20 protein-coding genes are annotated in these 26,331 nt (G+C 73.1%); 11 read left to right on the forward strand and 9 right to left on the reverse strand.

Going from position 1 to position 26,331, the window contains the following annotated elements; translation table 11 throughout:
• Positions 1-59: 59 nt before the first annotated feature.
• Both ABZT14_RS19280 and ABZT14_RS19285 read right to left on the reverse strand, forming a co-directional pair.
• Positions 60-734 (reverse strand): TrkA family potassium uptake protein, encoded by a 675-nt coding sequence (locus ABZT14_RS19280; RefSeq protein ID WP_356304118.1) that lies wholly within the window; start codon positions 732-734, stop codon positions 60-62.
• Complete coding sequence (locus ABZT14_RS19285) at positions 731-1,402, reverse strand: TrkA family potassium uptake protein (protein ID WP_356304121.1); 672 nt, start codon at positions 1,400-1,402, stop codon at positions 731-733. Before ABZT14_RS19285 ends, ABZT14_RS19280 begins: the two co-directional genes overlap by 4 nt.
• Before the next feature lie 190 nt (positions 1,403-1,592).
• On the opposite strand from ABZT14_RS19285, the gene ABZT14_RS19290 reads away from it, so the two are divergent.
• Positions 1,593-2,930, forward strand: a complete 1,338-nt coding sequence (locus ABZT14_RS19290; RefSeq protein WP_356304123.1) for a TRAM domain-containing protein — start codon at positions 1,593-1,595, stop codon at positions 2,928-2,930.
• 287 nt (positions 2,931-3,217) lie between these two features.
• The gene (locus tag ABZT14_RS19295) at positions 3,218-4,024 is read left to right on the forward strand and encodes a hypothetical protein (protein WP_356304126.1); all 807 of its coding nucleotides are present in this window, start codon (positions 3,218-3,220) and stop codon (positions 4,022-4,024) included.
• A 295-nt stretch (positions 4,025-4,319) separates the two neighbouring features.
• Here ABZT14_RS19295 and ABZT14_RS19300 read toward each other — a convergent pair whose 3' ends face one another.
• Together ABZT14_RS19300 and ABZT14_RS19305 are read right to left on the reverse strand one after the other, a co-directional pair.
• A complete protein-coding gene (locus tag ABZT14_RS19300) occupies positions 4,320-4,595 on the reverse strand; it encodes a TetR/AcrR family transcriptional regulator C-terminal domain-containing protein (RefSeq protein WP_356304721.1) in 276 nt (91 codons plus the stop codon).
• An 88-nt stretch (positions 4,596-4,683) separates the two neighbouring features.
• Positions 4,684-5,241 (reverse strand): helix-turn-helix domain-containing protein, encoded by a 558-nt coding sequence (locus ABZT14_RS19305; protein WP_356304129.1) that lies wholly within the window; start codon positions 5,239-5,241, stop codon positions 4,684-4,686.
• A 66-nt stretch (positions 5,242-5,307) separates the two neighbouring features.
• Between ABZT14_RS19305 and ABZT14_RS19310 the strand changes: the two genes are divergently transcribed.
• Positions 5,308-6,270, forward strand: a complete 963-nt coding sequence (locus ABZT14_RS19310; protein WP_356304132.1) for an alpha/beta fold hydrolase — start codon at positions 5,308-5,310, stop codon at positions 6,268-6,270.
• Positions 6,271-6,331: 61 nt separating this feature from the next.
• The gene (locus tag ABZT14_RS19315) at positions 6,332-7,249 is read left to right on the forward strand and encodes a type II CAAX endopeptidase family protein (RefSeq protein ID WP_356304135.1); all 918 of its coding nucleotides are present in this window, start codon (positions 6,332-6,334) and stop codon (positions 7,247-7,249) included.
• 126 nt (positions 7,250-7,375) lie between these two features.
• On the opposite strand, the gene ABZT14_RS19320 is transcribed toward ABZT14_RS19315, so the two are convergent.
• Positions 7,376-8,194, reverse strand: coding sequence for a class I SAM-dependent methyltransferase (locus ABZT14_RS19320; RefSeq protein WP_356304137.1), 819 nt, complete (start codon positions 8,192-8,194; stop codon positions 7,376-7,378).
• Between the two features lie 226 nt (positions 8,195-8,420).
• Here ABZT14_RS19320 and ABZT14_RS19325 point away from each other — a divergent pair, with 226 nt between their 5' ends.
• Together ABZT14_RS19325 and ABZT14_RS19330 are read left to right on the forward strand one after the other, a co-directional pair.
• On the forward strand, positions 8,421-9,707 hold the full coding sequence (locus ABZT14_RS19325) for a sensor histidine kinase (protein WP_356304140.1): 1,287 nt from the start codon (positions 8,421-8,423) through the stop codon (positions 9,705-9,707).
• A complete protein-coding gene (locus ABZT14_RS19330; protein ID WP_356304143.1) occupies positions 9,704-10,390 on the forward strand; it encodes a response regulator transcription factor in 687 nt (228 codons plus the stop codon). The genes ABZT14_RS19325 and ABZT14_RS19330 overlap by 4 nt, the downstream gene beginning before the upstream one ends.
• Positions 10,391-10,777: 387 nt before the next feature.
• Here ABZT14_RS19330 and ABZT14_RS19335 read toward each other — a convergent pair whose 3' ends face one another.
• A complete protein-coding gene (locus ABZT14_RS19335) occupies positions 10,778-11,704 on the reverse strand; it encodes an EamA family transporter (protein WP_356304146.1) in 927 nt (308 codons plus the stop codon).
• Between the two features lie 69 nt (positions 11,705-11,773).
• Here ABZT14_RS19335 and ABZT14_RS19340 point away from each other — a divergent pair, with 69 nt between their 5' ends.
• The 4 genes from ABZT14_RS19340 (at position 11,774) to ABZT14_RS19355 (ending at position 16,527) form a co-directional block, all read left to right on the forward strand.
• The gene (locus ABZT14_RS19340) at positions 11,774-12,691 is read left to right on the forward strand and encodes a LysR family transcriptional regulator (RefSeq protein ID WP_356304148.1); all 918 of its coding nucleotides are present in this window, start codon (positions 11,774-11,776) and stop codon (positions 12,689-12,691) included.
• A gap of 776 nt (positions 12,692-13,467) precedes the next feature.
• Positions 13,468-13,995, forward strand: a complete 528-nt coding sequence (locus ABZT14_RS19345) for an ECF transporter S component (RefSeq protein WP_356304151.1) — start codon at positions 13,468-13,470, stop codon at positions 13,993-13,995.
• Positions 13,988-15,736 (forward strand): energy-coupling factor transporter ATPase, encoded by a 1,749-nt coding sequence (locus ABZT14_RS19350; RefSeq protein ID WP_356304154.1) that lies wholly within the window; start codon positions 13,988-13,990, stop codon positions 15,734-15,736. Before ABZT14_RS19345 ends, ABZT14_RS19350 begins: the two co-directional genes overlap by 8 nt.
• Complete coding sequence (locus ABZT14_RS19355; protein ID WP_356304156.1) at positions 15,733-16,527, forward strand: energy-coupling factor transporter transmembrane component T; 795 nt, start codon at positions 15,733-15,735, stop codon at positions 16,525-16,527. The genes ABZT14_RS19350 and ABZT14_RS19355 overlap by 4 nt, the downstream gene beginning before the upstream one ends.
• A gap of 734 nt (positions 16,528-17,261) precedes the next feature.
• Here the strand turns inward: ABZT14_RS19355 and ABZT14_RS19360 are convergent.
• Together ABZT14_RS19360 and ABZT14_RS19365 are read right to left on the reverse strand one after the other, a co-directional pair.
• On the reverse strand, positions 17,262-18,017 hold the full coding sequence (locus tag ABZT14_RS19360; protein WP_356304159.1) for an alpha/beta fold hydrolase: 756 nt from the start codon (positions 18,015-18,017) through the stop codon (positions 17,262-17,264).
• Position 18,018: 1 nt separating this feature from the next.
• Entirely contained in the window at positions 18,019-23,049 is a 5,031-nt protein-coding gene (locus ABZT14_RS19365; protein WP_356304162.1) for an amino acid adenylation domain-containing protein, read from the reverse strand.
• Positions 23,050-23,248: 199 nt separating this feature from the next.
• Here ABZT14_RS19365 and ABZT14_RS19370 point away from each other — a divergent pair, with 199 nt between their 5' ends.
• Positions 23,249-25,186, forward strand: a complete 1,938-nt coding sequence (locus ABZT14_RS19370) for an acetoacetate--CoA ligase (protein ID WP_356304165.1) — start codon at positions 23,249-23,251, stop codon at positions 25,184-25,186.
• Here ABZT14_RS19370 and ABZT14_RS19375 read toward each other — a convergent pair.
• On the reverse strand, positions 25,177-26,298 hold the full coding sequence (locus ABZT14_RS19375) for a Gfo/Idh/MocA family oxidoreductase (RefSeq protein WP_356304168.1): 1,122 nt from the start codon (positions 26,296-26,298) through the stop codon (positions 25,177-25,179). The two genes, ABZT14_RS19370 and ABZT14_RS19375, sit on opposite strands and share 10 nt — an antisense overlap.
• Between the last annotated feature and the right edge of the window lie 33 nt (positions 26,299-26,331).

Raw genomic sequence — 26,331 nt, forward strand, 5'->3', positions numbered from 1 at the left:
GTGACGGGTCGACCCGTCACCGCCCCCTCTGGTTCGCCTACGGGGCGAGCCGACGCCGCCTACGCCGAGGCGTCGTGGCGTACCGACAGCAGCCGCTCCAACTCCTCCTCGCGGGCGGTCGCCGCCACGAACAGCAGCTCGTCGCCCGGCTCCAGGGTGAGTTCGCCGCCCGGGGTGAGCACCCTGCTGCCCCGGATGATGGTCACCAGCGTGGTGTCCGGGGGCCAGGAGACCGCGTCCACCCTCGTACCGGCCAGGGCCGACTCGGGGGGCAGCGTCAGTTCGACCAGGTTGGCGTCACCCTGGCTGAAGCGCAGCAGCCGCACCAGGTCGCCGACGCTCACCGCCTCCTCCACCAGGGCGGACATCAGCCGGGGTGTGGAGACGGCCACGTCCACTCCCCAGGACTCGTTGAACAGCCACTCGTTCTTGGGGTTGTTGACCCGGGCCACCACCCGGGGCACCCCGTACTCGGTCTTGGCGAGCAGGGACACCACCAGGTTCACCTTGTCGTCCCCGGTGGCCGCGATCACCACGTGGCACCGCTCCATGGCCGCCTCGTCGAGCGAGGTGATCTCACAGGCGTCCGCCAGCAACCATTCGGCCTGGGGTACCCGCTCCACCGAGATCGCCGCCGGCGACTTCTCGATCAGCAGCACCTCGTGCCCGTTCTCCAGCAGTTCGCCGGCGATGGAACGACCCACCGCGCCGGCACCCGCAATCGCCACCCTCATCGCTGCCGTGCCTCCTCCGGGCCCTTGGCGAACGCCGCCTCCACGTCACCGACCTGGTCGCAGCGCATCATCACGTGCACCAGGTCCCCCTCCTGCAGCACGGTCTGTGACTGCGGCAGCATCGCCTCGCCCAGCCGTGTCAGGAAGGCCACCCGTACGCCGGTCTCCTCCTGGAGCCGGCTGACCCGGAACCCCACCCAGGCGGTGGAGATGTGCACCTCGGCCAGCTGCACCCCGCCACTGGGGTCCCGCCACAGCGGTTCGGCGCCGGAGGGCAGCAGCCGCCGCAGCATCTGGTCGGCGGTCCAGCGCACGGTGGCCACCGTGGGGATGCCGAGCCGCTGGTAGACCTCGGCCCGCCTGGGGTCGTAGATCCGGGCGGCGACGTTGTCCACACCGAACATCTCGCGGGCCACCCGGGCCGAGATGATGTTGGAGTTGTCGCCGCTGCTCACGGCCGCGAAGGCGCCCGCCTCCTCGATACCGGCCTCACGCAGGGTGTCCTGGTCGAAGCCGATACCGGTCACCCGGCGACCGCCGAAGCTCGACCCCAGCCGCCGGAAGGCGGTGGGATCGCGGTCGACCACCGCGACCGTGTGGCCTTGCTGCTCCAGGGCTTGTGCGAGTTCGGCGCCTACCCGCCCGCACCCCATGATCACTACGTGCACGCCGTCCCTCTCGTTCTCCACCGGGGCCGTACAAGGATGGCATGGCCTCACCCCCACGATGCTCCCCTGTCTTTCGTTGACCAAGCCCGGTGCGGGAAGGGGGTGACCCGAGCCGACGTACACTGGGCCCTTCCGCCGGACGTGAGCGAAGCCGTCCGGCCACCCACACCCCCAGCTGGAGTCGTTCCGTATGCCCCAGACCACGCCCGAGGCCGCCCCGTCCCTCGTGGGTGAGGAGTACGAGGTGGAGGTGGGCCCGGTCGCCCACGGCGGCCACTGTGTCGCCCGCACCGAGAGCGGCCAGGTGCTGTTCGTCCGGCACACGCTGCCCGGGGAGCGGGTGGTGGTCCGGGTGACCGACGGCCACGAGGGCGCCCGCTTCCTGAGGGCGGACGCGGTACGGGTGCTGGAGCCCTCCCGGGACCGGGTCGAGGCCCCCTGCCCCTTCGCCGGCCCGGGCCTGTGCGGAGGCTGCGACTGGCAGCACGCCAAGCCCGGCGCCCAGCGGCGGCTGAAGGCCGACGTACTGGCCGAACAACTGCTGCGGCTGGCCAAGTACACGCCGGAGGAGGTCGGTTGGGACGGCACCGTGGAGCCGGCACCCGGCGACAAGCTGCCCGCCGGCGAGGTCCCCGCCTGGCGCACCCGGGTGCACTACGCCGTCGACGAACAGGGACGGGTCGGGCTGCGCAAGCACCGCTCGCACGAGGTGCAGCACGTCGACCGCTGCCTGATCGCCGCCCCCGGCGTGAGCGAACTCGGGGTGGAGCGTCGGGAGTGGCCGGGCATCGCCTCGGTGGAGGCCATCGCGGCCAGCGGTTCCACGGACCGCCAGGTGGTGCTCACCCCGCGCCCCGGCGCCCGACTGCCCCTGGTCGAGCTGGACCGGCCGGTGTCGGTGCTGAGGATCGGTGAACGGGACCGTCAGGTCCACCGGGTACACGGCCGTGACCTGGTACGGGAACGAGCCGACGGCCGCACCTGGCGGGTCGGCGAGGGCGGTTTCTGGCAGGTGCACCCCCAGGCCGCCGAACTGCTGGTGGACGCCGTGATGCGAGGGCTCACCCCTCGTAAGGGTGAGATGGCGCTCGACCTGTACTGCGGGGTCGGCCTCTTCGCCGGCGCCCTGGCCGACCGGGTGGGGGAGCAGGGCGCCGTACTCGGCATCGAGTCCGGCAAGCGCGCCGTGGAGGACGCCCGCCGCAACCTCGCCGACTTCCCCCGGGCCCGGGTGGAGCGCGGCAAGGTGGAACGGCTGCTGCCCCAGACCGGCATCGACCACGCCGACCTGGTCGTCCTCGACCCCCCTCGTACCGGTGCCGGCCGCCAACTCGTCCAGCACCTCGCCAAGTTGGGCCCCCGCCGCCTGGCCTACGTCGCCTGCGACCCCGCCGCCCTCGCCCGCGACCTCGCCTACTTCGCCGACGCCGGCTACCGCCCCCGCTTCCTCCGCGCCTTCGACCTGTTCCCGATGACGCACCACCTGGAGTGCGTGGCGATCCTGGAGCCGGCGAGCAAGGGTTCCTGAGCTGCGCTGTCCGTGAAGCGGGGGAGGGAACGACGGCCTCGGTTAGTACCGAGAGACCTGATGACGGTGCTGACACCGAGTCCACGGCGAGCCTGGTCTGAGGTGTGCCGTACGGCACGTGAGCTGGAGCCACCATTGGTCTGCCGCTCGAGTTGGTCAGCCAGCGTCATCGCGTGCCGAGTCGATGTGGGCCTGATTCCGTGCCGAACTCCGGCCGTTGGTGGTGTAGTTGGCCACATGGGCACCGTGCCCTCTGCTTTGGACAGACGGAACAGGGTGGGAGTCGGATGGGGTGGGTGCAGGCGCTGTCGCTGGGTGTCGTTTTCCTGACCGTCATCGCCGTCAGGCAGTGGGTGCTCTACCCGGGCAACTGGAACGAGATGTTCGGCGAGGAGTACGCCGCGCAGCGGCGAGCGCTGGCACGCCGCCGTCTGGAACTGCGACGGGCAGAGAGGTCCAGTAGCCGACACCGCGCGGAGGCCGTGGCGAAGGTCGAGCGGGCGAAGCGCGCTCATCGGGCCCTGATCAGGAGTCATGAGGAACTCGTTCGGAGCCTCAGGGAGAGGGAGCCTGGTGACCATGTCACCGCGCTGGGCAGGGTCGCACTGCATGAGCACGCCCTGTGCGTGTACGAAGAGGACGGCCCGCTCGACGAGGAGACCGGGCACCGTGCGCCGGCCAGCGGACAGGGCACGTACATGTGGCTGGCCGACCTGACCGTCGAATGTGAAGCGGTGGACTCTCCACGCGAGACGCACCTGGTGCTGAGAGCGGAAACCGAGCGACGTGTGCAGGTGACCTATCACCACACCGAGTACCCCGAGCGCTTCGTGCGCGGTCTTGTAGTGGACATCCAACACGCGATCACGCGGGCCCAGAAGGCTCGGGAGCAGAGGCAACGGGAGATCGCGGATGCCGAGCTCCGACTCGAAGAAGTACGCGAGGACAGGGAAGACATCGACATCGCCCTCACGGAACTGAAGCAGGTAGAAGCCGAGGAGGCGGTGAATCCCGCAATCCCACGGGCGCGAGCCGCCAGGGAAACGCAGCGCAACGAGTGGGAGACCCTTACGGGTCGCCGGCCCCTGCTGTAGCCCGGCAGCCCATGGCACGACAGCGGATGGTGATCTAGCGCTATGCCCCCCCCGTGTGGCTGGCCCTGCCAGAGGAACCGGGCCTGCCAATGGTTTCTGCTGTGGCGCTTGTGCCTCCCGGCGCGGTGTGGGTGGCTTCACCGCCGCAGCGCGAAGGACGTGCGTGGGGCGGGCGTCCACGTGCCGGCCTGGCCTGAACTCGTCCCGCGTACATCGGGCTTGGTGGTGGGCCGAGGGAGTGCCTTCGGCCCCCGCTCACCCGACCTCTCCCGTGGCGGTTGCTGGGACCCGTTCATCACCGTTGTCGTGGGCGTGATGCCTGGAGGCCGGCCACGAGGAGGGCGAGGCCGAACTCGAAGTGGGGCGCGTAGTCCGGTTCGGTGAGGGTGGGGAGGGCCGCCGGGAGGTGGGGGTACGCGGCGGGGGAGATCGCCTCGCGCAGCACCTCGGCGTCCGCCGGAGAGTCACCCTCCGACCGTAGCTCGGCCTGTTCCTCCAGGGTGGCGGCAGTTGCCTGCTCCTCGCGTACGGGGCGCCCACCTGGGGCGAACTCCTCGGCCGGGAAGGGGATCGGCTCATCACGCCTGCTGGGCGTCCCGCTTCCGGGTGCGCTCCTGGTCCGACGGCGGCGAGGGCTGGCACCGACTGGTGCCCTCGCCTCAGGAGTCCGTGCTCTCGGCGTCGGGGTCGGCGGACTTGTCGGGTACGACCACCAGGCTGACGATGTGGCGGGTCTGCCCTTTCCCGGAGCTGGCGCGGGCTCGGCGCGCGACGACTTCTTCGAGTTCCTCGACGAGCCGCGCGTACTCGTCGTCCGTCAGGTGAACGGTGCCCTGCCGGTAGAGCACGTTCTCGCGTGCGGGCTCGGTGTCCTCTCGGGAGAGGTAGCGCTCGAAGTCGGCCATCAGCGCTCCGGTGAAGACCGTGAACGCCTGCCGGTGGTCCTCCTTGGTCATGGTGAGACGGGCGTCCTCGTCGACGAGGGCCTCGTCCTGGCGTACGCGGTAACTGCGCTCGACGGTTCCGCGTACCGGTCGCTCCCGTACGACTTCGATGACGCCGGCGCGGGTGAGTGTGGCGACGTGCCGGTACATGGAGGCGGCCGGGATGTCCGGCATCCGGTCCCGGAGTTGGGCGGTGGTCAGCTCGTCGGCTCCGAGGAGCGTCTGGAGGATGCGCATCCGCACGGGGTGGAGCAGGAGGTTCGCTTGGGCCATGGCGCCCATGATCTCACGCCTGATAACGTTCTCGATATTGAGAACAATGACCTCACGGAGTCCTGCGTGCACACCGCCCCACGTGAAACCGCCCTCACCGTCACCACGGACGACGGCCCTTCCCTGGTGGGAACCCTGACGTTGCCCACCGGGCCGGGCCCGTACCCGGCCGCCCTGCTCCTGTACGGCTCCGGCCCCCTGGACCGGGACGGGAACACCGACAAGCTCCCCCTGAACCTCGGGCGGCCGCTGTCCGAGGCGCTGGCGGCGGCCGGGGTCGCCACCCTGCGCTACGACCGACGCGGAACGGGAGACAGCCCCGGTGACTGGCGGACGGCCGGCTTCACCGACAACCGCCGGGACGCCGGTCGCGCCCTCGCGGTCCTCGCCGCGCACCCGTGCGTACGTACCGACTCCCTCGCGGTCGTCGGACACAGTGAGGGCGCCCTGCATGCCATGGCCCTCGCCGCCCGGTACGAGGTCCGGGCGGTGGTGCTGCTGGCCGGCTTCGCCCGCCGTGGCGAAGCCGCCCTGCGCTGGCAGGCGGCCTCGGTCCTCCGGGGGATGCCCGCACCGCTACGCCTGCTGCGGCGCCCGCTGGCGGCGCTGGGAAACCGGGCGCTCACCCGGATCAGGCAGACCCGTAAGCGCACCGCGCGGATGTACGGGATGCCGGTCAACGCCCGGTGGATGCGGGAGATGCTCGACCACGACAGCCGCCACGACCTCACCGCCGTGAGGGCACCCGTCCTGGCCGTCACCGGCGACAAGGACATCCAGGTGCCGGCGGCCGACCTGGCCGTGATCGAGGGCCTGTTGCCGGCTGGTGGCGCGGAGGTCCACCGGGTCCCGGACCTGACCCACCTGCTGCGCCGGGACCCCGCGAGGCACACGCTCCGCTCCTACCGCCGACTGCTGCGCGAACCCGTCGACCCCGCGCTCCTCGACCTGGTCGCCACCTGGACCGGCGACCGGCTGGGAGCCCGGATCGACGAGACCGCCGCCGAGGGACGGAAGCCGTCCGCCTGACCCCGGCCGCGAACACCACTACGCCGGACACCCGCCGACCTCCCACAGAAGGAACCTGGGTATGCCCACTTCGCCCCCACAGCCACAGCCGGTGCCCGCGTCGCCGGGCACCGGAACCGCTCCCACCCCTGGCCGCTACCGCAACGACCTGGCCCTCTTCCTGGCCATCGCGTTCGTCACGAGCTGGCTGGCCTGGAGCGTGGCCATAGCCGTCGGCGGGGAGTCCACAGCGCCCCCCGCCAACCTCCCCTACACGCTCGGCGCCTTCGGCCCACTGGCGGGGGCGTTGGTGGTCCGCGTTCTCCGCCAGCGGCGCCGCGAGCCGGTGCCCGCGCAGGTGGTCGCCTTCCGCCGCGAACATCTGGTCTGGGCGCCGGCACTGATGGCGCTCGGCTCGGCGACCGTGGTGGTGGCCGCGCTGTTCGGGTACGCGGCGGGCGGCCCCGCGCTGTCCCTGGACTCCGCGGGGGACATGGCGGAGAGGATGGGTGGCCCGGCCGGGTTCCTCGTCGGGATGCTCGTTTCCGGTCCCATCTCCGAGGAGGCCGGTTGGCGCGGTACCGCTTATCCAAGGCTGCGCGCGACGAGGGGCCGCTTCCAGGTCGGTCTGCTGCTGGACGTCCTCTGGGCGCTGTGGCACCTGCCGCTGTTCCTCATCGAGGGGACCCCACAACACGAGCTGGGCCTGACCTCCGGGAGCGGCGTCCTCTTCGCCGTCAGCAACATCCCGATGGCCATGCTGGTCGCCTGCGCCTACGACCGCGCCGGCATCGTGGCGGCCATCGGGACGCACTTCGCGGTCAACCTGTCCCTGGTCTCGCTGGGCCTCACCGACCCAGTGGCCCAGGCCATGCTGATCGGCGTCCAGTCGATCGCCGTGGCGCTCCTCCTGGTCAGCGGACGCGGGAGCGAGGAGACCGGCCGGCGTCCCGCCCCGACGGAGGAGGAGCACCCAGGGAAGAACGCGGCTCACGCCTGAGGGCGTCCCTGGGGCGGGAGGCCTCGCCGTGCTTCGCCTCCCACCCCGATGCGCGCGCCCCGGTACGGGCGACGGGTCGGGGTGGTGTCCCACGTCCCGCAGGGACGAGTCGAGGTGTGGTGCCCGTCAGCGGTTGGCGGAGTTCCGTGCGTCCAGGTGCCGTGGTGCCGAAGCCGGCTCGTGGGTGACGCGGATCTTGGACTGCCCGTGGGGGAGGGCCTCCCAGTCGTCCATGAAGCGGGCGGCGAGACCGTGGCGGGCCGCGAGGGCGGTGAGGGTCTCGGTGCGGTAGTAGAAGTCCTCGTGGAGTACGTGGTGTTCCTCGCCCTCCGTACGGTCGAAGGTGAAGTCGAACCAGCCGCCGGGCGCCAGGACGCGGCCGACGTGGGCGAGGCACTCCTCGATCACCGGCAGCGGCGAGTGGGAGAACACGCTGTGCGCGTGCACCACGTCGAACGCCCCGTCCGGCAGGAACCGCAGCCTCAGGTCCCGTACCGGGGTCAACGTCGGCAACCGTTCCTGGAGGCCCCGCTCCCGGAGGGTGTCCTGCGCGGCGAACAGGATGTCGGGGGAGATGTCGACCCCGTAGTAGTGCCCGGGTTCCAGGTACTCGATGAACCGCCACCCGGCCCGCAGGTTGCCGCAGCCGATCTCCAGGAGGCGGTGCTCCGGGCGCAGCCCGTGCTCCACCAGGTAGTCGAACTGCATCGCCCCGAGGGCCAGCCAGCGCTCCCGGCTGCGGCCCCCCACGGCCCGGTCCGGGTCGCGGCGGGTGTCCGAGCGCATCACCGCCCGGTAGTAGGCGACGTGGTCCGGTGAACGGTGCCGCAGCCAGGTGTCCCGCACGGTACGGCGCAGGTGTCGCGGTACCCGGCCGGGGTGGCGCAGCGCGTAGGTCAGGCGGTGGCTGAGGGAGGCACGGTTGGCCTTGAGCTTCTGGGACATGGCTGCTCGTTTTCGTTGAGGGGCCGTGTTTCCAGAAGTCTCACGCCGGGGGCGCTCGCGCACCTCCGACGGCCGGCCGCCCCGACCGGTGCGGTCGGGCCATGCCGATGTCGGCCGATCGGATGATGTGGGCCGGGGCGTGCCCTTGTATACGTGGAGTCGCGGTGCCCGGTACGGGGGAGTGCCCGGGGCCGGAGTGAAGCCTCAACGAGTCGATGGGGACCTGGTGGTACCGAAGGACACGGAGCCCGACCCCGACGCGCGTTGGCTGTCCGCCGCCCTGGACGTCGCCTTCGTCCTGCTCCTCGGCGGTGCCGTGGCCCGTTTCCTGACGCACGGTTCGGCCGACGGGGTCCGTACCGGCTGGGTGCTCGCCCTGTTCCTGCTCTTCGGCGCCGTCTACCTGGCCGGCCGGCTGACCGCCCCCGCGCCCCGACTCGGCGAGCGCCCCACCGGCCGCCACCTGTGCTGGCTCGCGGTGGTGCTGGGGCTCTGGCTGCTGCTCCTCGCCCTCGAACCGAGCGCCACCTGGTGCACCATGCCGGTGCTCTTCACCGGACTGCACCGGCTGCCCGTACGGATGGCGGTCTCCCTGGCGGCCGGACTCGTGGTGCTCGTGGTCCTCTCCGAGGTACGGGTGTCCACCGGGGGCTTCAACCCCAACCTGGTGATCGCCCCGGTGACCCTCGGTACGGTGGCCACGGCCGTACTCGTCCACAGCCGGCGGCTCACCGGCCGTCAACGCGTCCTGATCGACGACCTGGTGCGCACCCGTGGGGAGTTGGCCGCCACCGAACGGCACGCCGGCATCCTGGCCGAGCGGCAACGGCTGTCGGCGGAGATCCACGACAGCCTCGCGCAGAGCCTGTCCAGCCAGCGGATGCTGCTCCAGGCCGCCGAACGGCACTGGCACTCCGACCCCGACACCGCCCACGCCCACGTACGGGACGCCGCCGCGACGGCGGACCGTGGGCTGGCCGAGGTCCGCCGCTTCGTCCGCGACCTGACCCCGCTCGACCTGGCCGAGGACTCCCTCGTCCAGGCGCTGCGTACCCTCGCCGCGCGGGAGGGCCCGCCCGGGCCGGCCGTCGAGTTCCGCCTGGACGTGGAGCCGGGCGTCGCCGGGAGGTTGTCGGAGCCGGTCGAGGCCGCGCTGCTACGGGTGACCCAGCAGGCCCTGGCCAACACGCGGGAGCACGCCGGGGCGACCCGGGCCGTGGTCACCCTGACCTGTCTGGAGGATCGGACCACCGTGGACATCGCCGACGACGGCCGAGGCTTCGACCCGGCCCGGTCGTCACCAGCCGGCCGGGACCGACCGGGGCGGCGCGGCCGTCGGGGTGGCCGGGGGTACGGGCTGCCCGGGATGCGGACGCGGGCCCGACAGGTCGGCGGCACGCTGACCGTGGACTCCACACCGGGCGAGGGCACGGTGGTGTCGGTCTCGGTACCGGCCGCGGCGGGCGCCGCCGAGGGGGCCACCGCCGCCGGCCCGGGAGAGGAGGCGCGGTGACCCCGGCCGACACCGGTGCCCCCGACAGCCCCACCGTCCGGGTACTGCTCTGCGACGACCACGCCGTCGTCCGCGCCGGGCTGCGTGCCCTGCTCTCCAGTACCGAGGGCCTTGAGGTCGTCGGGGAGGCCGGCAGTGGTGAGGAGGCCCTCGACATGGTCGCCGCGCTGCGGCCGGACGTGGTGCTGATGGACCTGCAACTGGGCGCCGGCATCGACGGCGTGACCGCCACCCGCCGGCTGACCTCGCCGGACGGGGGGCTGGACGGGGGGCCGGAGGGCGCCGTACCTCCACGGGTCCTGGTGCTCACCATGTTCGACACCGACGCCGACATCCAGCGCGCCGTCGCCGCGGGTGCCACCGGGTACCTGCTGAAGGCGGAGCCGCCGGAGTGCCTCTTCGCGGCGGTACGGGACGCCGCGGCGGGCCGTGGCGTGCTGTCCGGCTCGGTCGCCGACCGGGTCGTCTCCCGACTGCGGGCCCCCGGCCCCTCCCTCACCAGCCGCGAACGCGAGATTCTCGCCCACCTCGCCGAGGGCCTCGGCAACCGGGAGATCGCCCGTGCGCTGTTCCTGAGCGAGGGCACGGTGAAGACCCATCTCGGCCGCGTCTACGCCAAGTTGGGCGTCCACACCCGCGCCGGAGCGGTGGCCACGGCGGCCCGTCACCGTCTGCTGCCGTAGGGCGCGCCGTTCGGGCCACCGGGAGGCTCCCGCGTACGGGTACCGGGACCCCGCTCCCCGCCCAGGCTGTGGCCCTCGCTGGCGCTGGTGCCTCCGGCAGCGCCCCCCCCGGGGTGCGCCACCGGTTCTCGTGGTGCCGCTGCTCCGACCCGCTGGCCCCCGGCGCTCGCGGCCCTCCGTGGGGCTCGGGCCGGAGGTGGACGGGCCACGCCGGCTGGCGGACCGGCCGGGTGATCCTTGGGGTAGGCGCCGGCTACGGGGCCGGGGCGCCCCGGCCCTGGTGGGTGCCCCTCCTGGCTTCGGGGTGGGAGTACCGGGACGTACCCGGGAGTGTGGGCGGAGCCTGTGCGAGCCTCACCGTCCGGGGGCGGGCGTGGCAGACGGGCCTCACCCGGTGCCGCTTCGGCGGGGAGGGTGGTGCGCGGTGGAGGCGACCAGGGTGTTCGCCGCGACGATGACGAGGATGGCGCACCAGGCGGGGCCGTCGAGGCGCTGCCCCAGTACCAGGAGGCCGACCAGGGCGGCGAAGACCGGGTTGACGCTCATGAACACCCCGAAGAAGTGGGCGGGCACCCGGCGCAGGGCCAACAGGTCGGCCAGGAACGGCACCGCCGAGGAGAGGACACCGGCGGCCAGCGCGCAGGCCAGGGTCGTCGGGGTGGGACGGTGGTGCCACAGCACCCAGACGCCGACCGGCAGGTAGAGGGCGCCGGAGACGGCCGCCGCGGCGGCGGATCCCCGTAGGCCGGGTACGCGTGAGCCGACGGCCCGGTTGAGCAGGATGTAGCAGCCCCAGCAGGCGGCGGCCAGCACCGCCAGCCCGATGCCGACGTAGTCGGTGGAGGGCGTGGGGCGGGTGAGCACGGCGACCGCGCCCATCGCCGCCACGGCCGCGAGCAGGTCGGTACGTCGACGGGAGCCGGCGAGGGCCACGGTCAGCGGGCCGAGGAACTCCAGGGTGACGGCCAGGCCCAGCCCGATCCGTTCGATCGCCGTGTACAGGGACAGGTTCATTCCGGCGAAGACCAGGGCGAGGCCCAGCACCGGACGCCACTGCGCCGCGCTGAACCGGCCCGGCCGAGGCCTGCCCACGGCGCAGAGGACCACGGCGGCCACCCACTGCCGTACGGCCACGACTCCCAGTGGGCCGATCACCGGGAAGGCCAGCGCGGCGAGGGCCGCGCCGGTCTGGTTGGACAGGCCGCTGCCCAGCATCATCGCCAACCCGCCCAGCCGTCCGCCGCTCGGACGGTCGTCGGTGGGGTCGGAGGCGGGTGCCGCCGGGGTGGCGACCGGGGAGGAATCGGTCCGCATGACCGCCACCCTGAGGTCGGCGGAGCCATACGCAAAATGCATCCAGACGGCCACCCATACGATGGGTGTATGGACGCGCGGCGGGAGGAGAGAGCGGCGAGGGCGCTGGAACTGAAGCACCTGCGCTACCTGGTCGCCATCGTCGACACCGGCAGTTTCACCGACGCCGCCCGGGAGTTGGGCACTTCCCAGGCCGCCGTCTCCCGCACCCTGGCCGCCCTGGAGAAGCTGCTCGGGGTGCGACTGCTGCACCGTACGAGCCGCAGCGTGCTGCCGACCCCGGCCGGTACGCAGGCGCTCGCCCGTGCCCGGGTGCTCCTCGCCGGCGTGGACGAACTCGTCCACGAGGCCGCCACCGGCCACACCCGGCTGCACATCGGTCACGCCTGGTCGGCCTTCGGCCGGCACACCACCGAGTTCCAGCGCCGCTGGCGGGAGGAGCACCCGGACACCGAGCTGCGCCTGATCCGCCGCAACTCTCCGACCGGGGGGTTGGCGGAGGGGCTGTGCGACCTCGCCGTCATCCGCGCACCGGTGGACCTGACGCCCTGGGCCCATGCCCTGATCGGTCACGAGGTCCGCTACGTCGCCCTGGCCTCCGACGACCCCTGGGCCCGGCGCCGTGGTGTCCGCCTCGCGGAGATCCCCGGCCGCACCCTGGCCCTCGACCGCCGTACCGGCACCACCACCCTCGACCTGTGGCCCTCCGACCACCGGCCGGAGGTGGAGTACACCGGGGACATCGACGACTGGTTGGCGGCCATCGCCACCGGCCGTTGTGTCGGGCTCACCCCGCAGGCCACGGCCGCCCAGTACCGGCGGGACGGCATCGTCTACCGCCCGCTGCGTGACGCCGACCCCGTGCCCATCCACCTGATCTGGCGTGCGCACGACCCCCATCCCGCCGTGCACGCCGCGATCGCCCTCGCCGCCCAGCTCTACCGGAACGGTTCAGGCGCCTCCGCCTCGGTGGGGGCGCGGAGGTAGCCGGTACCTCGGTCGGCTCGGCCACCACCCCGACTCGGGTGGCGGTGGGGGTGGTGGTGCGCCCGTCTGCCGTGTCGAGTCCGGTTCCGCCGAGGTCGGGCGGTGGGTGGCGTCGTTACGGGGCGTCTGGGGTCGCCCCTGGTGTCGTTGCCGCCCGGGGGTGCGCGTACCGGTGGGCCGAGGTAGCGGGCGCTTCGGTCGGTCCCCGGCTGCCGCCCCCACCCGGGTGGGGGCGTCGTCGTCGTACGGGGCCTGGCGTCAACTCCCGGTGGGGCTCCGGTGGTTGGGGTGCGGCCTGGTGCCGCGCCCCCGGGTGGGGCGGGGGCGGTTGCCGAGGCGCGAGGGCGCAAGTAATAATGACAACTGTTTTCAACAAGGGGGTGGGGGCGTGCGCCAGGTGCCTGAGGAGGGCGGGGGAGAGGCACCGCGCGCTGGTCCGTCCGCCGCCATGAGGACCGCGACCGGGTCCACGCGCCCACGGGTCCGGCCACCCTCGCCGTACCCGGAGTGAACCTCGCCGGCACCCCGCCACCGTCGAAGGGGACCCCACGCGAGGTCGACCGGCGGGATGCGGACACCGGGCTCGCTGAGGTCACCGCGCCGCGCCTGAGGTGACCTCGCCTCACCCCAGCGCCCCCGCCGGTCGGCGGGCCACGCCTCTCCGCGCCCCTGCTCCCTTCCGCACCCCCGGAAGCAGCTCCAGAACCAGAGCCAGAACCAGCTCCAGAACCAGAAAGGCGACCGACTTGGCCGCTCCACGATCAACCAGAGTCCTGATGGTCAGTTCCGCGCTCGGCGTGGGATGTGGCATCGCGGTCACGCCGCTGGTCTACGCGAACATCGCGTTGAACGCGGCCGGTCCGATCGCCGCCTTGGCGATCGTCGGCGCCTACTGTTTCGCCCCGGCGCTCGGCCTGGCCGTGCTACGGCGCCCCGGTACGGGCATCCTCACCGGACTGGTCGCCGGTCTCGTCCAGGTCCCGGTCACCCCCTTCGGCTGGCAGATGATCCTGACCGCGCTGATATGGGCGCTGCCCCTGGAACTGGTCTTCCTGGTGACCCGCTACCGGTTGTGGGGAACGTCCTTCTTCGTGGTGGCCGGCGCGATCGCCTGCGCCCTGGCGGCGGTCACCAGCGTCCCCGCCTACCAGCTCGGCGACTTCGCCGTACCGGTCGTCGTCCTGGCCCTCGCGGTGCAGCCCCTGAGCGGTGCGGTCGCGACGTTGTTGGCGAAGCTGCTGTCCGACCGCTTGGCCAGGGCGGGAGTCGGACCGAACCTGCGCCCGGTCGAGCACCGTGGCTGAGGCGGTCGACAGCCGGCGGGACCCCACGGCGGCGCCGCCTGCGCCAGACCACGAGATCCCCCTGGTCGCCGCCGAGGGCGTACGGGTCCGGCACGTGGACGCGACCCGTGACGCACCGTCCGGGGTGGACCTCACCGTCACCCGTGGCGAGGTGGTGCTTCTGCTCGGCCCCTCCGGCTGCGGCAAGTCGACTTTCGCGCTCACCCTCAACGGCCTCATCCCGCACAGCGTGGAGGCACGGTTGGGCGGCACCGTACGGGTGGGTGGGGCGAACACCACCGCTCTGGGTACGGGCGAACTGTCCACCCAGGTCGGGATGGTGTTCCAGGACCCGGACGCCCAGGTCGTGATGACCACCGTCTTCGACGAGGTGTGCTTCGGCTGCGAGAACCTGTGCTGGCCCAGGGAGCGGGTGGAGTCGGCCGCCCGCGCGGCCCTGGAGCGCGTCGGCCTGGCCGACCGTGCCGGCGACGATCCGGCGGACCTCTCCGGGGGCGGGCGCCAACGACTCGCCCTGGCCTGCGCCCTGGCCATGGAACCGGGCCTGCTCGTCCTCGACGAACCCACCACCAACCTCGACCCCTCGGGAACCCGGGACCTCTACCGGACTCTGGGCGAGGTGGTGGCCGAGGGAGACCGCGCGATCGTCCTGATCGAACACGACCTGGACGAGGCGATGGAACTGGTCACCCGCGTCGTCGTCCTCGACCGCGAGGGCCGGGTGGTCGCCGACGGAACGCCGGTGCGGGTGTTCTCCGAGCACGAGCAACTCCTGGACGCCCTCGGGGTGTGGACCCCCGCCACGGTCCGGGTGGCCCGGCGTCTGCGCGCCGTCGGCACCCCTCTCGAACCGCCGCCCGTACGGGGAGGGGAACTGGTCGACCGGCTGCGGGCCCACCCTCGCCTGCCCGAGCTGGCCGCGCCGGCTCCCCGGCGGCCGGCCGGAGAACCGCTGGTCCGGGTGGAGGGCCTGCGGCTGCGCCGTGGTGGACGGGAGGTGCTCCGCGACGTCTCCCTGCGGATCGCGGGCGGGGAGTTCGTCGCCGTCGTCGGCGTGAACGGGGCGGGGAAGACCACGTTGGCGCAGTGCGTCGGCGGCCTTCTCACCGCCTCGCCCGGGATGGTCGACATCGCGGGGCTGGACCCCGCCCGCACCCCGGCCCGCCGGCTGGCGCACGAGATCGGGTTCGTCTTCCAGAACCCCGAGCACCAGTTCGTCGGGGAGACGGTCGCCGAGGACCTGGAGATCGGCCTGCGGATCGCCGGCGTACCCGAGGAGGACCGAGCGGCCCGGGTCACCGAGGCTCTGGAGCGGTTCCACCTGGAGGAGCACGCCGAGCGCAGCCCCTTCGTGCTCTCCCACGGGCAGAAGCGTCGGCTCTCGGTGGCCGCGACCCTGGCGGCCGAACCGAAGGCGGTGGTGCTCGACGAACCCACCTTCGGGCAGGACCAGGCCGGCGCCACGGAGCTGATGAACATGCTCACCGGGCTTCAACGGGACGGAACCACGCTGGTGATGGTGACCCACGATCTGCAACTGGTGGCCGACCACGCCGACACCGTCGTCGTTCTCCGGGCGGGGGAGGTCGCCGCCGTGGGGCCCCCGGCCGAGGTCCTGACCAGGGCGGCGACGCTGTCCGAGGCGGGGCTCGTGGCACCGCCCCTCGCCGCCCTGGGACGGAGCGTCGCCGACCGCCACCCGCACTGGTCGGACCTGCTGCGGTGGGAGCAACTGCCATGAGGCGGGCCCTGTTGGAGAGCCTCAACCCGCTGACCAAGATCGCGGCCTTCCTTCCGGCGATGGCCCTGCTGGTCGTCTCCCGGGACCCCTCGTTCCCGTTGTGCTGCCTGGCGCTGAGTGCCCTGGCCCTGCTGTTCCTCTCCCGGGTTCCCCTGGGGCGGTTGGGGAAGGTCGCGGCTGGTCTGGCGGTGATGCTGCCCGCGCTCTTCCTGTTCTTCTGCGTGGCCCCGTTGGGTGCCGTGCCGGCCGCCGACACCCCGGTGTTCACCCTCGGTCCGCTCCGGGTCTTCGAGGAGAACGTCCTCGTCGCGGTGACCGTCTCCACCAAGATCGCCGCCCTGTTCACCCTCACCACCCTGGGCGGGCTCACCACCGATCCAGGGGACCTGGTACGGGCGCTCGTGCAGAACGCCCGTGTCCCGTACCGGTTCGGCTACGCGGCCCTGGCCTCGTTCCGGTTCGTCCCCCGCTACCGGCGCGAACTCACCCTGATCCAGACCGCCCGCCGGGCCCGGGGCATCCCCGTACCGGAGGGCGCCTTCGGGCGGCTCCGCCAACTGTCGGCCGCTCTGGTCCCGTTGCTCGCCGGAGGGGTGCGGCACGCGGAGCGGGTCGGACTGTCGATGGACGCCCGGGGCTTCGGCGCCCATCCGACCCGTACCGAACGCACCCTGACACCACTGCGGGTACGCGACGGGGTGGTCCTCGCGGCCGTCTGGCTGTGGACCCTCGGCACGCTGTTGGTCCTGTGGCGGTCCGGTCTGTTGCGTCCGCTGATCCTCTTCGACTGATGGAACTCCCCGGTGTCCAGAGGGAGTTCGGCGGGCGGAACGGGAGGGTGGACGGCTCGCCCCGCCGTCGTACGGGTGATGGCCGAGGGGGGACCCCGGCGTGGTGACGACGATCGCGGTGCGGGCGCCGCCGGCCGGCCAGCAGCCACCAGCCCCGCCCAGCCCGCGCGGTCGACGGCGGTCGCCCTCCGCGTTGTCGGATCAGCCGGAGGGTGAGCCGGAGTGCCCCGACGACGAGGAGGTAGGGGAGCGACCTGGGGCGCGGCACCGAGCACGCTGCGGGGCGGGCCAGGTCGGGGTCTTCCGCGCGGTAGCGCGGGTGGGCGCTCAGGTCGACGGCGGCTCGTAGCGTGGGTCGGAAGCCGGTGGTCGACGTCTCGCCGGTGCTGGCCCGGGGTGGAAGTGTCGGTGACGCGGAGGGACGGGTCGCCGGGGACGCGTACGCCGCCCACGAACGGCGCGTCGAGCGGGTCCGGGCCGGTCAGCGCGGCGACCAGCGCCATGGTGACCGCCGTCGACATCGACTCCAGCGGACCGGGCACCCTCGCCAGGACGGTCCCGCCGGTGGACCACCGCCGCTGTCGAGAACGACGGAGAGCTGGGCGAGGGGGCGGCAACTCCCTGGCTGGGACCGGGAGTTCCCCCCCGTACGGCCACGGATCGGGGAGCCGTAGCGCCCCCGGGCCCACGTGCTGGTCCGGTGACGGACGGCACGTGGGCCGGACAGGGAGCCGTTACCCCAGGTCGGCGTCGAGACGGTCGGTGATCAGCCGGGCGACCTCGGGCAGGTGGTCGTCCAGGTAGAAGTGGTGGCCGCTCCACTCGCTCAGCTCGAAGCCCTCGGGGCTGACGGCCCGCCAGGCGGCCACCTCCTCCCGGGTGGCCTCCGGGTCGGAGTCGGCCGCCAGCGCGGTGACCGGGCAGCGTAGGGGCTCCATCGTGGGCCGGTAGGTCTCGATCAGCTGGTAGTCGGCCCGTACCGGGGGCAGGAAGAGTCTCCGCGCCTGCGGGTCGGCCAGCAGTTCCGTGGCGGTGCCGGCCAACCGGGAGAGTTCGGCGACCAGTCCGTCGTCGTCCCGCTGGTGGACGGTGCCCGGGCGGGACAGCTGCGGTGCCTCCCGGGCCGACACGAACAGCCGCAGCGGGTCGGGGTAGCCGGCGCGGGCCACGGCGTGCGCGAGTTCGTGGGCGACGGCCGCGCCCATGCTGTGGCCGAACAGGGCCCAGGGCCGTTTCGTCCAGGGGCCGACCCCTTCGAGGAGGTCGGCGACCAGGTCCGGCATCCGGGTCAGCGAGGGCTCGCCGATACGGCTGCCCCGCCCCGGGTACTGCACCGCCACGACCTCGACCGAGGTGCCCAACGCCCGCTGCCACTCCCGGTAGGCCGAGGCGCTGCCCCCGGCATGGGGGAGGCAGAACAGCCTGACCCGGGCGTCGCCGGTGTCCTCGAAGGTACGGAGGCAGGGGTGCCTCAGGGTGTCCGTGCCCATCTCAGAGTTCCCCCTCGTCCACCGTCGGGCCCACGGTCCGGCGGCTGTCGGCGACGAGCGTGGCCAGCTCCCGCAGGCCGCTCACCAGCACCCGCTCGAACGGCACGCTCACCCCGAAGGCGCGCTCGATCCCCGTCAGCAGGCGCATCCCTCGCAGCGAGTCCCCGCCCAGCGACAGGAAGTCGTCCCCGGGCCGCACCCGGTCGACGTTCAGCAACTCCCGCCACAACGCGGCCAGTCGCCGTTCCACCAGCGCGGTGGCCTCGTCCGGTTCCTCGGGGGGCCGGCCGGCCGCCTCGCCGACCTCGGCCGGGGAAGGAGCCGGCCCGACCTCGGCCGGTGGAGCCGTCCGGCCGGTGGGCAGCCCGAACTCACGGTGCCACCCGGAGGCCGTCGTCAGCTCGCGTACCAGTTCCTGGTACGCGGCGAACCGTCGGTCGAGGTCGCCCTCGGGGAAGAGCGCGTCCAGGCTGTCCCAGACCAGCGTCACCCCCGCCCCGGTCTCGAACACCTGGTGGTCCAGCCAGACCTGGGGGGTGCTGGTCAGCCCGTCGACCGGATCGCCCAGGAAACCGGTCGAGTTGGCCATCGACCGGCCGCCGACGGACAGGACGCTGGTGAACACCACGGGCACCACCAGGGAGGTGCCGCGCCGCGCCCGCTCCCGCTGGACGTCGACGGCGGAGAACTCCCGGTGCTCCAGGTCCGCCCCCAACCGTTGCTGGACCCGACGGCTCAGGCTGGCCTGGTTGTCCCCGGGCGCCAGGTGGCAGCCCAGCAACAGCAGGGTGGTGAAGTCCCCGAGGATCCGGTCCACGTCGGGGTGGACCTCCCGGCGGTCGAACAGGGTGAGGTTCACGGTCAGTTCGCGCTGGTCCGACCAGTCGGCGAGGGTCCGTACATAGGCGGTGAGCAGCGCGGTGGAGGGGGTGACGCCGACCTCGCGGGCCCGTGCGCACAGCTGGTCCCACTCGGGGGTGGGGAGGGTCCACGCCCGGCGGGTGAAGCGGGGGCGGGTGACCTGGGCCGGCGCCTGGGCCAGGGGCAGCGCCGGGGCCTGTGGCAGCGAGTCCAGGCGGTCCAGCCAGTACTGTCGCGCCCGCTCACCGGGAGGGGGCGACTGGTGGACGTAGTCCCGGAAGGTGGGGGCGACCTCGGTGGTGGTCCGGCCCTGGTAGCCGGCCGCCAACTCCTCCAGCAACAGCAGGATGCTCAGCCCGTCGAGCAGGGTGTAGTCCACGGCGAGGCCGATCCTGGAGCGGTCCGCGTAGTGGGCGACCGCGAGGTGGTGGGCGGGCCAGTCGGCGAGGTCGAACTCCCGGCGGGCCACCTCCTCCGACAGCCAGCGCCGTGCGGAGTCCCGGTCGGCCGCCTGGCGTACGTCGACCGTGGCCGGCCCGGGGTCGGGCAGCACCCGCTGCTGACCCTCGGAGGACACCACCGCGCGCAACATGTCGTGGCGTTCCACGACCTGCCGCCAGGCGTCCCGCAGGCGGGCCTCGTCCACTCGCCCGGTGTCGAACTCCAGGTAGTACGTCGTCCCGCATCCGCCCAGTTCCAGTCGGGCGTCCCGGCCGAGCCAGTACGCGCGCTGGACCGGCGTCAGGGCGAACGGTTCGTGCCGTCCCGCCGGGTCCGGTACCAGTGCGGTCGGGCTGGTGGACGTGGTGGTCTGCGGATCACCCAGTTCGGCGGCGAACCGTCGCAGCCGGGGGTGGCGGAACAGCGCGGCGACGCCGACGTCCGTGTAGCCGGCCTCGCCCAACCTGGCGAGGACCCGGGTGGCGGTGAGGGAGTCGCCGCCCAGGGCGAAGAAGTCGGCCTGCCGGTCGGTGACCTGGGCTCCCAGCACCTCGGCCCAGATCCCGGCCACCCGTTCCTCGGCGCCCGGACGCGGCGGTTCGGTGTCCGCGTGCTCCTCGTCCTCGGTGAGCGCTCCCAGACGCGCGGACAGTGCCGGCCGATCGACCTTGCCGTTGGAGCTGAGGGGCAGGGAGTCGGCGACCACCACCAGTTCGGGGACCATCGACGGAGGGAGGAGAGCGCGTACGACGCGGCGGAGGCGCCGCCCGTCCGGCCGCTGTCCGTCCCGCCCCACCACGACGCTCAGCAGCCGGCGGTGACCGTCCGGGCCGGTCTCGACCAGGCTGACCGCGTGGGCCACCTCGGGGTCGCTCTCCAGGGCGCTGTCGATCTCCCCGAGTTCGATCCGGTGTCCTCGCACCTTGACCTGCTGGTCCCGGCGCCCGAGGAACTCCAGCGCCCCGTCGGGGCGGTAGCGGCCCATGTCGCCGGTGCGGTACCACCGTTCACCGTCCGCCTCGACGAACCGTTCGGCGGTCAGCGTCGGGTCCCCGGCATAGCCGAGGGCGACGCCCGCGCCGCCGATCCACAGTTCGCCCACGGCCCAGTCGGGGCGGTCGCGTCCGAGGGGGTCGACCACCCGGAAGCGCTGGGCCCGCAACGGGTACCCGTACGGCACGGACACCCAGTCCGGGGGCACGGTGACCGGCACGTCCATGGCGTTCGACCAGATGGCGGCCTCGGTCGCCCCGCCCAACGCGGTGAGCCGGGCGCCGGCCCTCGCGTGCAGGCGGGCGGAGAGGTTCAGCCCCACCCAGTCACCGGACACCAGGGCCAGCCGCAGTGACCGCAGCGCGTCGCCGTGGGCCGGCCCCTCGGCGGCGGTGAGGAGCATCTCCAGCAGCGCGGGCACGCTGTTCCACAGGGTCACCCGGTGGCGTCGTACGAGGTCGCACCAGACGCGGGCGTCCCGCCAGGACTCCGGGGGGACCACGACTAGGGTGCCGCCGGCTCCCAGTACGCCGAACACGTCGAAGACCGAGAGGTCGAAGGCCATGGCGCTCACCGCGAGCACCCGGTCCTCGGGGCCGACGCCAGCGCGGTCGACGAGACATCGGACGGTGTTGCGCGCCGCCGCGTGGCTCACCTCGACGCCCTTGGGCGCACCGGTGGAACCCGAGGTGAAGAAGACGTACGCCGCGCCGTGCGGGTCGGTTTCCACCGGCCCCGACAGGGGGTGGGGGTGGGCCAGGGCTTCGGCCAGGCACTCCTCGTCGATCTCCCGAACGGGCGCGCAGCGTTCCCGGATGCGTTCCCTTCGGGCCGGGGGCTGGTCCACCCCGACGGGTACGTACGCGGCTCCGGCGGCGTGCACCCCGAGGACCGCCGCGACGGCCTCGGCGGACCGGGGCAGCCGTACGGTGACCCGGGAGCCCGGCGTGACGCCGTGGGCGGTCAGCCAGCCCCCGACGCGTAGGGACATCGACCACAACTCCCGGTAGCTGAGGGTCCGTTCACCGTCGATGACGGCTGGTGCCCCGGGGCGTTCGAGGGCGCGTTCGGCCAGGTCGGCGCCCAGGGTCCGGGGCGGGTAGGGGGCCTGGGTGCTGTTCACCTTGTCGCGTACCGCCCGCTGTTCGGCCGGCAGTGGGAACCGTGCCTGGTGTTCCCAGGTCGTGGTGAGGGCCAGCGACTCCACGAACTGCTGGTAGGTGGCGAACATGGCGTCCAGCGTCCCGGCCGGGAAGAGGTCGTCCACCGCGTCCCAGACCAGCAGCACGCCCTCGGGGGTCTCGTAGACCTGGTGGTCGAGGTGGACCTGCGGGGTCTGGGAGACGGCGTAGACCGGGCTGCCCAGGTGGTCGGTGACCTCGGCGTCGAACAGTCGGGTGCCGAGGGTGCTGGTGAACACCACCGGGGCGGCGGGGGTGGCGAGTTGGTGGCGGCGGGAGAGGTCCCGGGCGACGTCGACTCCCGAGTGGTCGGCGTGGGCCAGCGCCTCGCGTACGGACTGGGCGACCGCCTCGGTCCGTTCGGCGAACGGCGCCGGCCGCGTACAGTCCACCGGCACCAGGACCAGGCTGGTGAAGTCGGCGATGACCCGGTCGATGTCGGGGTGCACGTCCTGGCGGTCGAAGACCGGCAGGTTGAGCAGGAAGTGTCCGCCGTCGCTCCAGTTCGCCAGCACCTCCGCGTACGCGGTCGCGAGCGCCACCGAGGGGGTGCACCCGTACGACCGGCACACCTCGGAGAACCGTGCCCAACGGGCGTGGGGCACCAGGTGACTTCGGCGGTGGAACCGTGGCCGGGTGAGGGTGGAGGGGTCGGCGGCCAGCGGCAGGGCGGGGCCCAGCGGCAGGTCCGCCAGACGGTCGTGCCACCAGCGGCGGTGTTCCTCAGCCCGGCGGGCCGGGCGTATCGCGAGGTACTCGGCGAACCGGACGCCCGGCGCGGGGCCGGGCCGCTGTCCGGCGAGCCCGGCGGCGAGTTCGCGGAACAGGATCTCCAGGCTCATCACGTCACCGACGATGAGGTCCAGTTGGAGGTGGACCCGGGTGCCGCCGTCCGGCAGCAGGGTGAGGGCCACGTCGAAGACCTCGCCCCGGGCCACGTCCAGCCGGCGGTGTGAGCGTTCCCGGCGGACGCGGGCCAACTCCCCGTCCACGTCGGTGGTGTGGCGCAGGTCGGTCACGGTCGGTCCCGGCCAGGGGCTGACCGGGAGGACGCGCTGACGGCCGTCCTCGTCCACCCGGGCCCGCAGCATCTCGTGCCGGCGCACCAGGTCCCGGACCGTGGCCTCCAGGGGGTCCGCCGCGACGGCCCGTGCCGCGTCCTGGTCGAACTCGAAGTAGACGTGGCAGCCCACGCCGCCCAGCACCTGTTCGTCGGCCCGCCCCTGCCAGTAGGCGCGTTGGACGGCCGTCAGGTCGAACGGTTCCCCCGGGTCGCCGGTGGCGGGAGCCGCTGTGCCCTCCGGTGCGGGGGGTGGGGCGGCGGGGTCGAGGTCGTGCCACCAGTCCAGCCAGCGGCTGAGCCGGGGGGCGGCGGCCAGGTCGGCGAAGGTCCGGTCGAAGCCCCTCTTCCGCCAGCGTTGGAGCAGGCGCATCAGTCGCAACGAGTCCAGGCCCAGGGAGATCAGGTCCGCGTCCGGGTCCAGCTCCTCGGGGTCGAGGTCCAGTGCCGCCGCCACTTCCTCCAGGACTTCGCTCGGATACGTCACGTCTGTCATCTCCCTTGGACGAGCGGGCCCTTCTCCCGGACGAGTTGGCCTCGGCTTGGCCACATGGTACTGATAACCATTACCATCTAACGAACGCTCCCTCGCTCGCCGACCCCGGGGTTCGGCCAGCTCACGACCCTGGAGGTGCCCGATCGCCGCCGCACACGCGAGACGCGCCCACTCCGAGACCCACCTCACCGATCCACCGGTGCTGTGGAGACCGGGGGCGCGGGACACCCTCCTCGGCCGGTTCGAGGACCGCGTCCGACAGCGGCACGGCGTCACCGGCGGATACCCGGCCGTATGGCGCTGGTCGGTCGAGCAACCGGCCGCCTTCTGGACCGAGTTCGCCGACTTCTGCGGCCTCGACCTGTCCCACGGCGCCACGGTGCTCGACGGGGACCGGATGCCGTCGGTGCGCTGGTTCCCCGGCGCCCGCGTCAACTGGGCCGAGCAACTCCTCACCCCCACCCCGCTGGCCGCCAAGGACGCCGCCGACCCCGCCCTGTTGCGGGTGGCCCCCGCCGAACGGCGCGAGGTCAGCTACGGCCGGCTACGGAACGAGGTCGCCGCCTTCGCGGCGGCGCTGACCGAACTCGGCGTCCGCCAAGGCGACCGCGTGGCCGCCGTGTGCCCCAACGGCATCGAGGCGGCGGTGGCCGTACTCGCCACCGCGTCCCTCGGCGCGGTCTGGGCCGCCTGCTCACCCGACGCCGGCCTCCAGGCCGTGGGGGAGCGTCTCGGCCCCCTCGAACCCTCCGTGCTGATCACCGGCCACACCCCCGACCCGGCCCTGCTCTCCCGGCTCCCGACCCTCAACGCGGTGGTGACCCTCGACGCCGACCCCGAGGAGCCGCCCCGCTCGCACCCGCCCACCGAGAGCTGGACCGCACTCCTGGCCCGGCACGAGGGGGCGCCGCCGCGCTTCGCCGCGACCGAGTTCTCCGACCCCCTGTGGGTGCTGCACACCTCCGGGTCCACGGGCCCGCCCAAGGGACTGGTGCACGGGCACGGGGGAATGGTGCTGGAGCACCTCAAGGCCCTGGGCCTGCACACCGACCTGCGGCCCGGGGACCGCTTCTGCTGGTCCACCGGTACCGGCTGGATGATGTGGAACTACCTGCTGGGCGGACTCGCGCTGGGAGCCACGGTCGTCCTGCGGGACGCCCCGGCCAGCCAGCCGGACCTGTACGCGCTGTGGCGTCTGGCCGCCGAGGAGAGGCTCACCCACCTCGGGGTGTCCGCCCCCTACCTGCACCTGTGCGCTTCGGAGGAGCTGACGCCGGGACGTCGACTGGACCTGTCACGGCTGCGGTTCGTCGGCTCCACCGGCTCCCCCCTGGCGCCCCGGGCGCAGGCGTGGGTGAGCCGTTCCGTCGGTGCGCACGTCGCCCCCGCCTCGGTCTCCGGCGGCACCGACGTGTGCACCGCCTTCCTCGGCTGGGCGCCCACCATGCCCGTACACCAGGGCGAGATCGCCTGCCGGACCCTCGGTACGGCCGCCACCACCGCTGACGCCCTCGACCACGACGACCCCTACGCGGCCGGCGCCGAGGGCGAGTTGGTGCTGACCCGACCACTGCCGTCGATGCCGGTGGCGATGTGGGACGACCCCACCGGGGAACGCCTGGCCGCCGCGTACTTCCCCGAGGGGGACGGCGTGTGGCGGCACGGGGACTGGGTGCGGTTCACCCCCACCGGCGGCTGTGTGGTCAGCGGTCGGTCCGACAGCACCCTCAACCGGGGCGGCGTCCGCATGGGGACCGCGGAGATCTACCAGGTCCTGGAGAGCCTGCCGGACGTCGACGACGCCCTGGTGGTCGACATCCGCCGCGACGCGCGTGCCACCGCCGAACTCGTCGACTGGGAACGGGAGATGGTCTGCTTCCTGGTCTCCGCCACCCCCACCCGGGCCGTGGCCCGTACGGCACGCCGGGCCCTGACCGAACGGCTCGCCGCCAGCTACGCGCCCGACCACGTGTTCTTCGTGCCCTCGGTGCCCTACACCCTGAACGGCAAGCGGTGCGAGGTCCCGGTCCGACGCATCCTGGAGGGCGTCCCGATCGAGTCGGCGGTCAGCAGGGCGACGCTGCGGAACCCCGAGGCGCTCGACGCCCTGCTGACGGCCGTGGACGGTCAGCTGTGAGCGGCCGGCCGCCCCTCCGGCCCGCCTCCGCCGGCCAACTGCCCTGCGGAGAGCCGAGGTTGCCGCATCGGGGCGATCAGTTCCGGCACGCCCAGCTTGGCCGACAACGCCTGCCAGGCGGTGGCGACCTCCAACGCCCACCCGACCTGGCGGCGCCGCGCCTCCGTGTCGGTCCGGGCGGCCACCACCTCCCGCAGCGTGGACAGGATCGCCTCGGGCCACTGGCGGGCGAAGACCTCGCGGTAGGACGCCTGGTCCACCGCGCCCACCGGCTCCACCACCGGCACCTCGACCACGGGATCGTCCACCCGCAGCCGGTGGTCACCGTCGCGCGGCACGTGCATCCGACGGTTCCACAGCACCGGGCCGTGCGTCTCGGCCAGCGACAGCACCCCGTCCTCGGTGCCGACCTCGACGCGGTGCATCAGGTACGCGTGGTTGTCGGGGTCGTCGGGCTGCACCTGGTTCTGGATCCGCAGCACTCCGGGTACGCCGCCGATCACGGCCTGGACCACCCGGAAGGGGCGCGGCGTGGAGGCGCACCGCGCGAGGTCCGGGCCCACCTCGGCGACGTCGAACGCCCAGGGCCGCAGGCCCCCGGTGGCGCGGCCGAGCACGTCGAGCAGCGGCAACAGCACCTGGCTGTTGGCCGCCGCGTCCCAGAAGCGCAGGTCACCGGACTCGCGCAGCCGAGCGGTGGCGTCCAGGAAGCGGCGGACGGCGGCGATGTCGGGGTAGAGCGTGTTGACGGCGTAGGGGACGCCCCGGTCGCGGGCCACCCGTGCGCAGGCGCTGATCTCCCGGGTGTGCACGGGGTGTTCCTGGAGCACCGGCACGCCACGGCGCAGCAGTTCGGCCGCGATGTCGCCGCCGGGGCCTCCGGTGACCGCCGACCGCAGGACGACCGCGGCGAGGTCCACCTCGGTGTCCACCGCGTCCAGGCTGGTGTACAGAGGGACACCTATTTGCTTTGCGTAACGCTCGGAGTAGGCACTTCCCCCGGCGAGCAACCCCACCAGGCGGAACTCGTCCGGTGCCAGGCGAAGGGCGTCGACATAGCGCCGTCCAAAAGACGTTCCCGCCACCAGAACCCGCAGGGGCCTGTCATTCATGGGTCTCCTTCTCTCGGTTGTCGGGTCGGGATT

The organism is Streptomyces sp. NPDC005438 (assembly GCF_040606315.1).
Classification (GTDB): domain Bacteria; phylum Actinomycetota; class Actinomycetes; order Streptomycetales; family Streptomycetaceae; genus Streptomyces.

Excerpts from the sequence above, each read along its gene's own strand:
- ABZT14_RS19280 (WP_356304118.1), bottom strand. The coding sequence starts at position 734 with ATGAGGGTGGCGATTGCGGGTGCCGGCGCGGTGGGTCGTTCCATCGCC.
- ABZT14_RS19290 (WP_356304123.1), top strand. The coding sequence starts at position 1,593 with ATGCCCCAGACCACGCCCGAGGCCGCCCCGTCCCTCGTGGGTGAGGAG.
- ABZT14_RS19295 (WP_356304126.1), top strand. The coding sequence starts at position 3,218 with ATGGGGTGGGTGCAGGCGCTGTCGCTGGGTGTCGTTTTCCTGACCGTC.
- ABZT14_RS19305 (WP_356304129.1), bottom strand. The coding sequence starts at position 5,241 with ATGGCCCAAGCGAACCTCCTGCTCCACCCCGTGCGGATGCGCATCCTC.
- ABZT14_RS19315 (WP_356304135.1), top strand. The coding sequence starts at position 6,332 with ATGCCCACTTCGCCCCCACAGCCACAGCCGGTGCCCGCGTCGCCGGGC.
- ABZT14_RS19320 (WP_356304137.1), bottom strand. The coding sequence starts at position 8,194 with ATGTCCCAGAAGCTCAAGGCCAACCGTGCCTCCCTCAGCCACCGCCTG.
- ABZT14_RS19335 (WP_356304146.1), bottom strand. The coding sequence starts at position 11,704 with ATGCGGACCGATTCCTCCCCGGTCGCCACCCCGGCGGCACCCGCCTCC.
- ABZT14_RS19340 (WP_356304148.1), top strand. The coding sequence starts at position 11,774 with ATGGACGCGCGGCGGGAGGAGAGAGCGGCGAGGGCGCTGGAACTGAAG.
- ABZT14_RS19345 (WP_356304151.1), top strand. The coding sequence starts at position 13,468 with ATGGTCAGTTCCGCGCTCGGCGTGGGATGTGGCATCGCGGTCACGCCG.
- ABZT14_RS19355 (WP_356304156.1), top strand. The coding sequence starts at position 15,733 with ATGAGGCGGGCCCTGTTGGAGAGCCTCAACCCGCTGACCAAGATCGCG.
- ABZT14_RS19360 (WP_356304159.1), bottom strand. The coding sequence starts at position 18,017 with ATGGGCACGGACACCCTGAGGCACCCCTGCCTCCGTACCTTCGAGGAC.
- ABZT14_RS19365 (WP_356304162.1), bottom strand. The coding sequence starts at position 23,049 with ATGACAGACGTGACGTATCCGAGCGAAGTCCTGGAGGAAGTGGCGGCG.
- ABZT14_RS19375 (WP_356304168.1), bottom strand. The coding sequence starts at position 26,298 with ATGAATGACAGGCCCCTGCGGGTTCTGGTGGCGGGAACGTCTTTTGGA.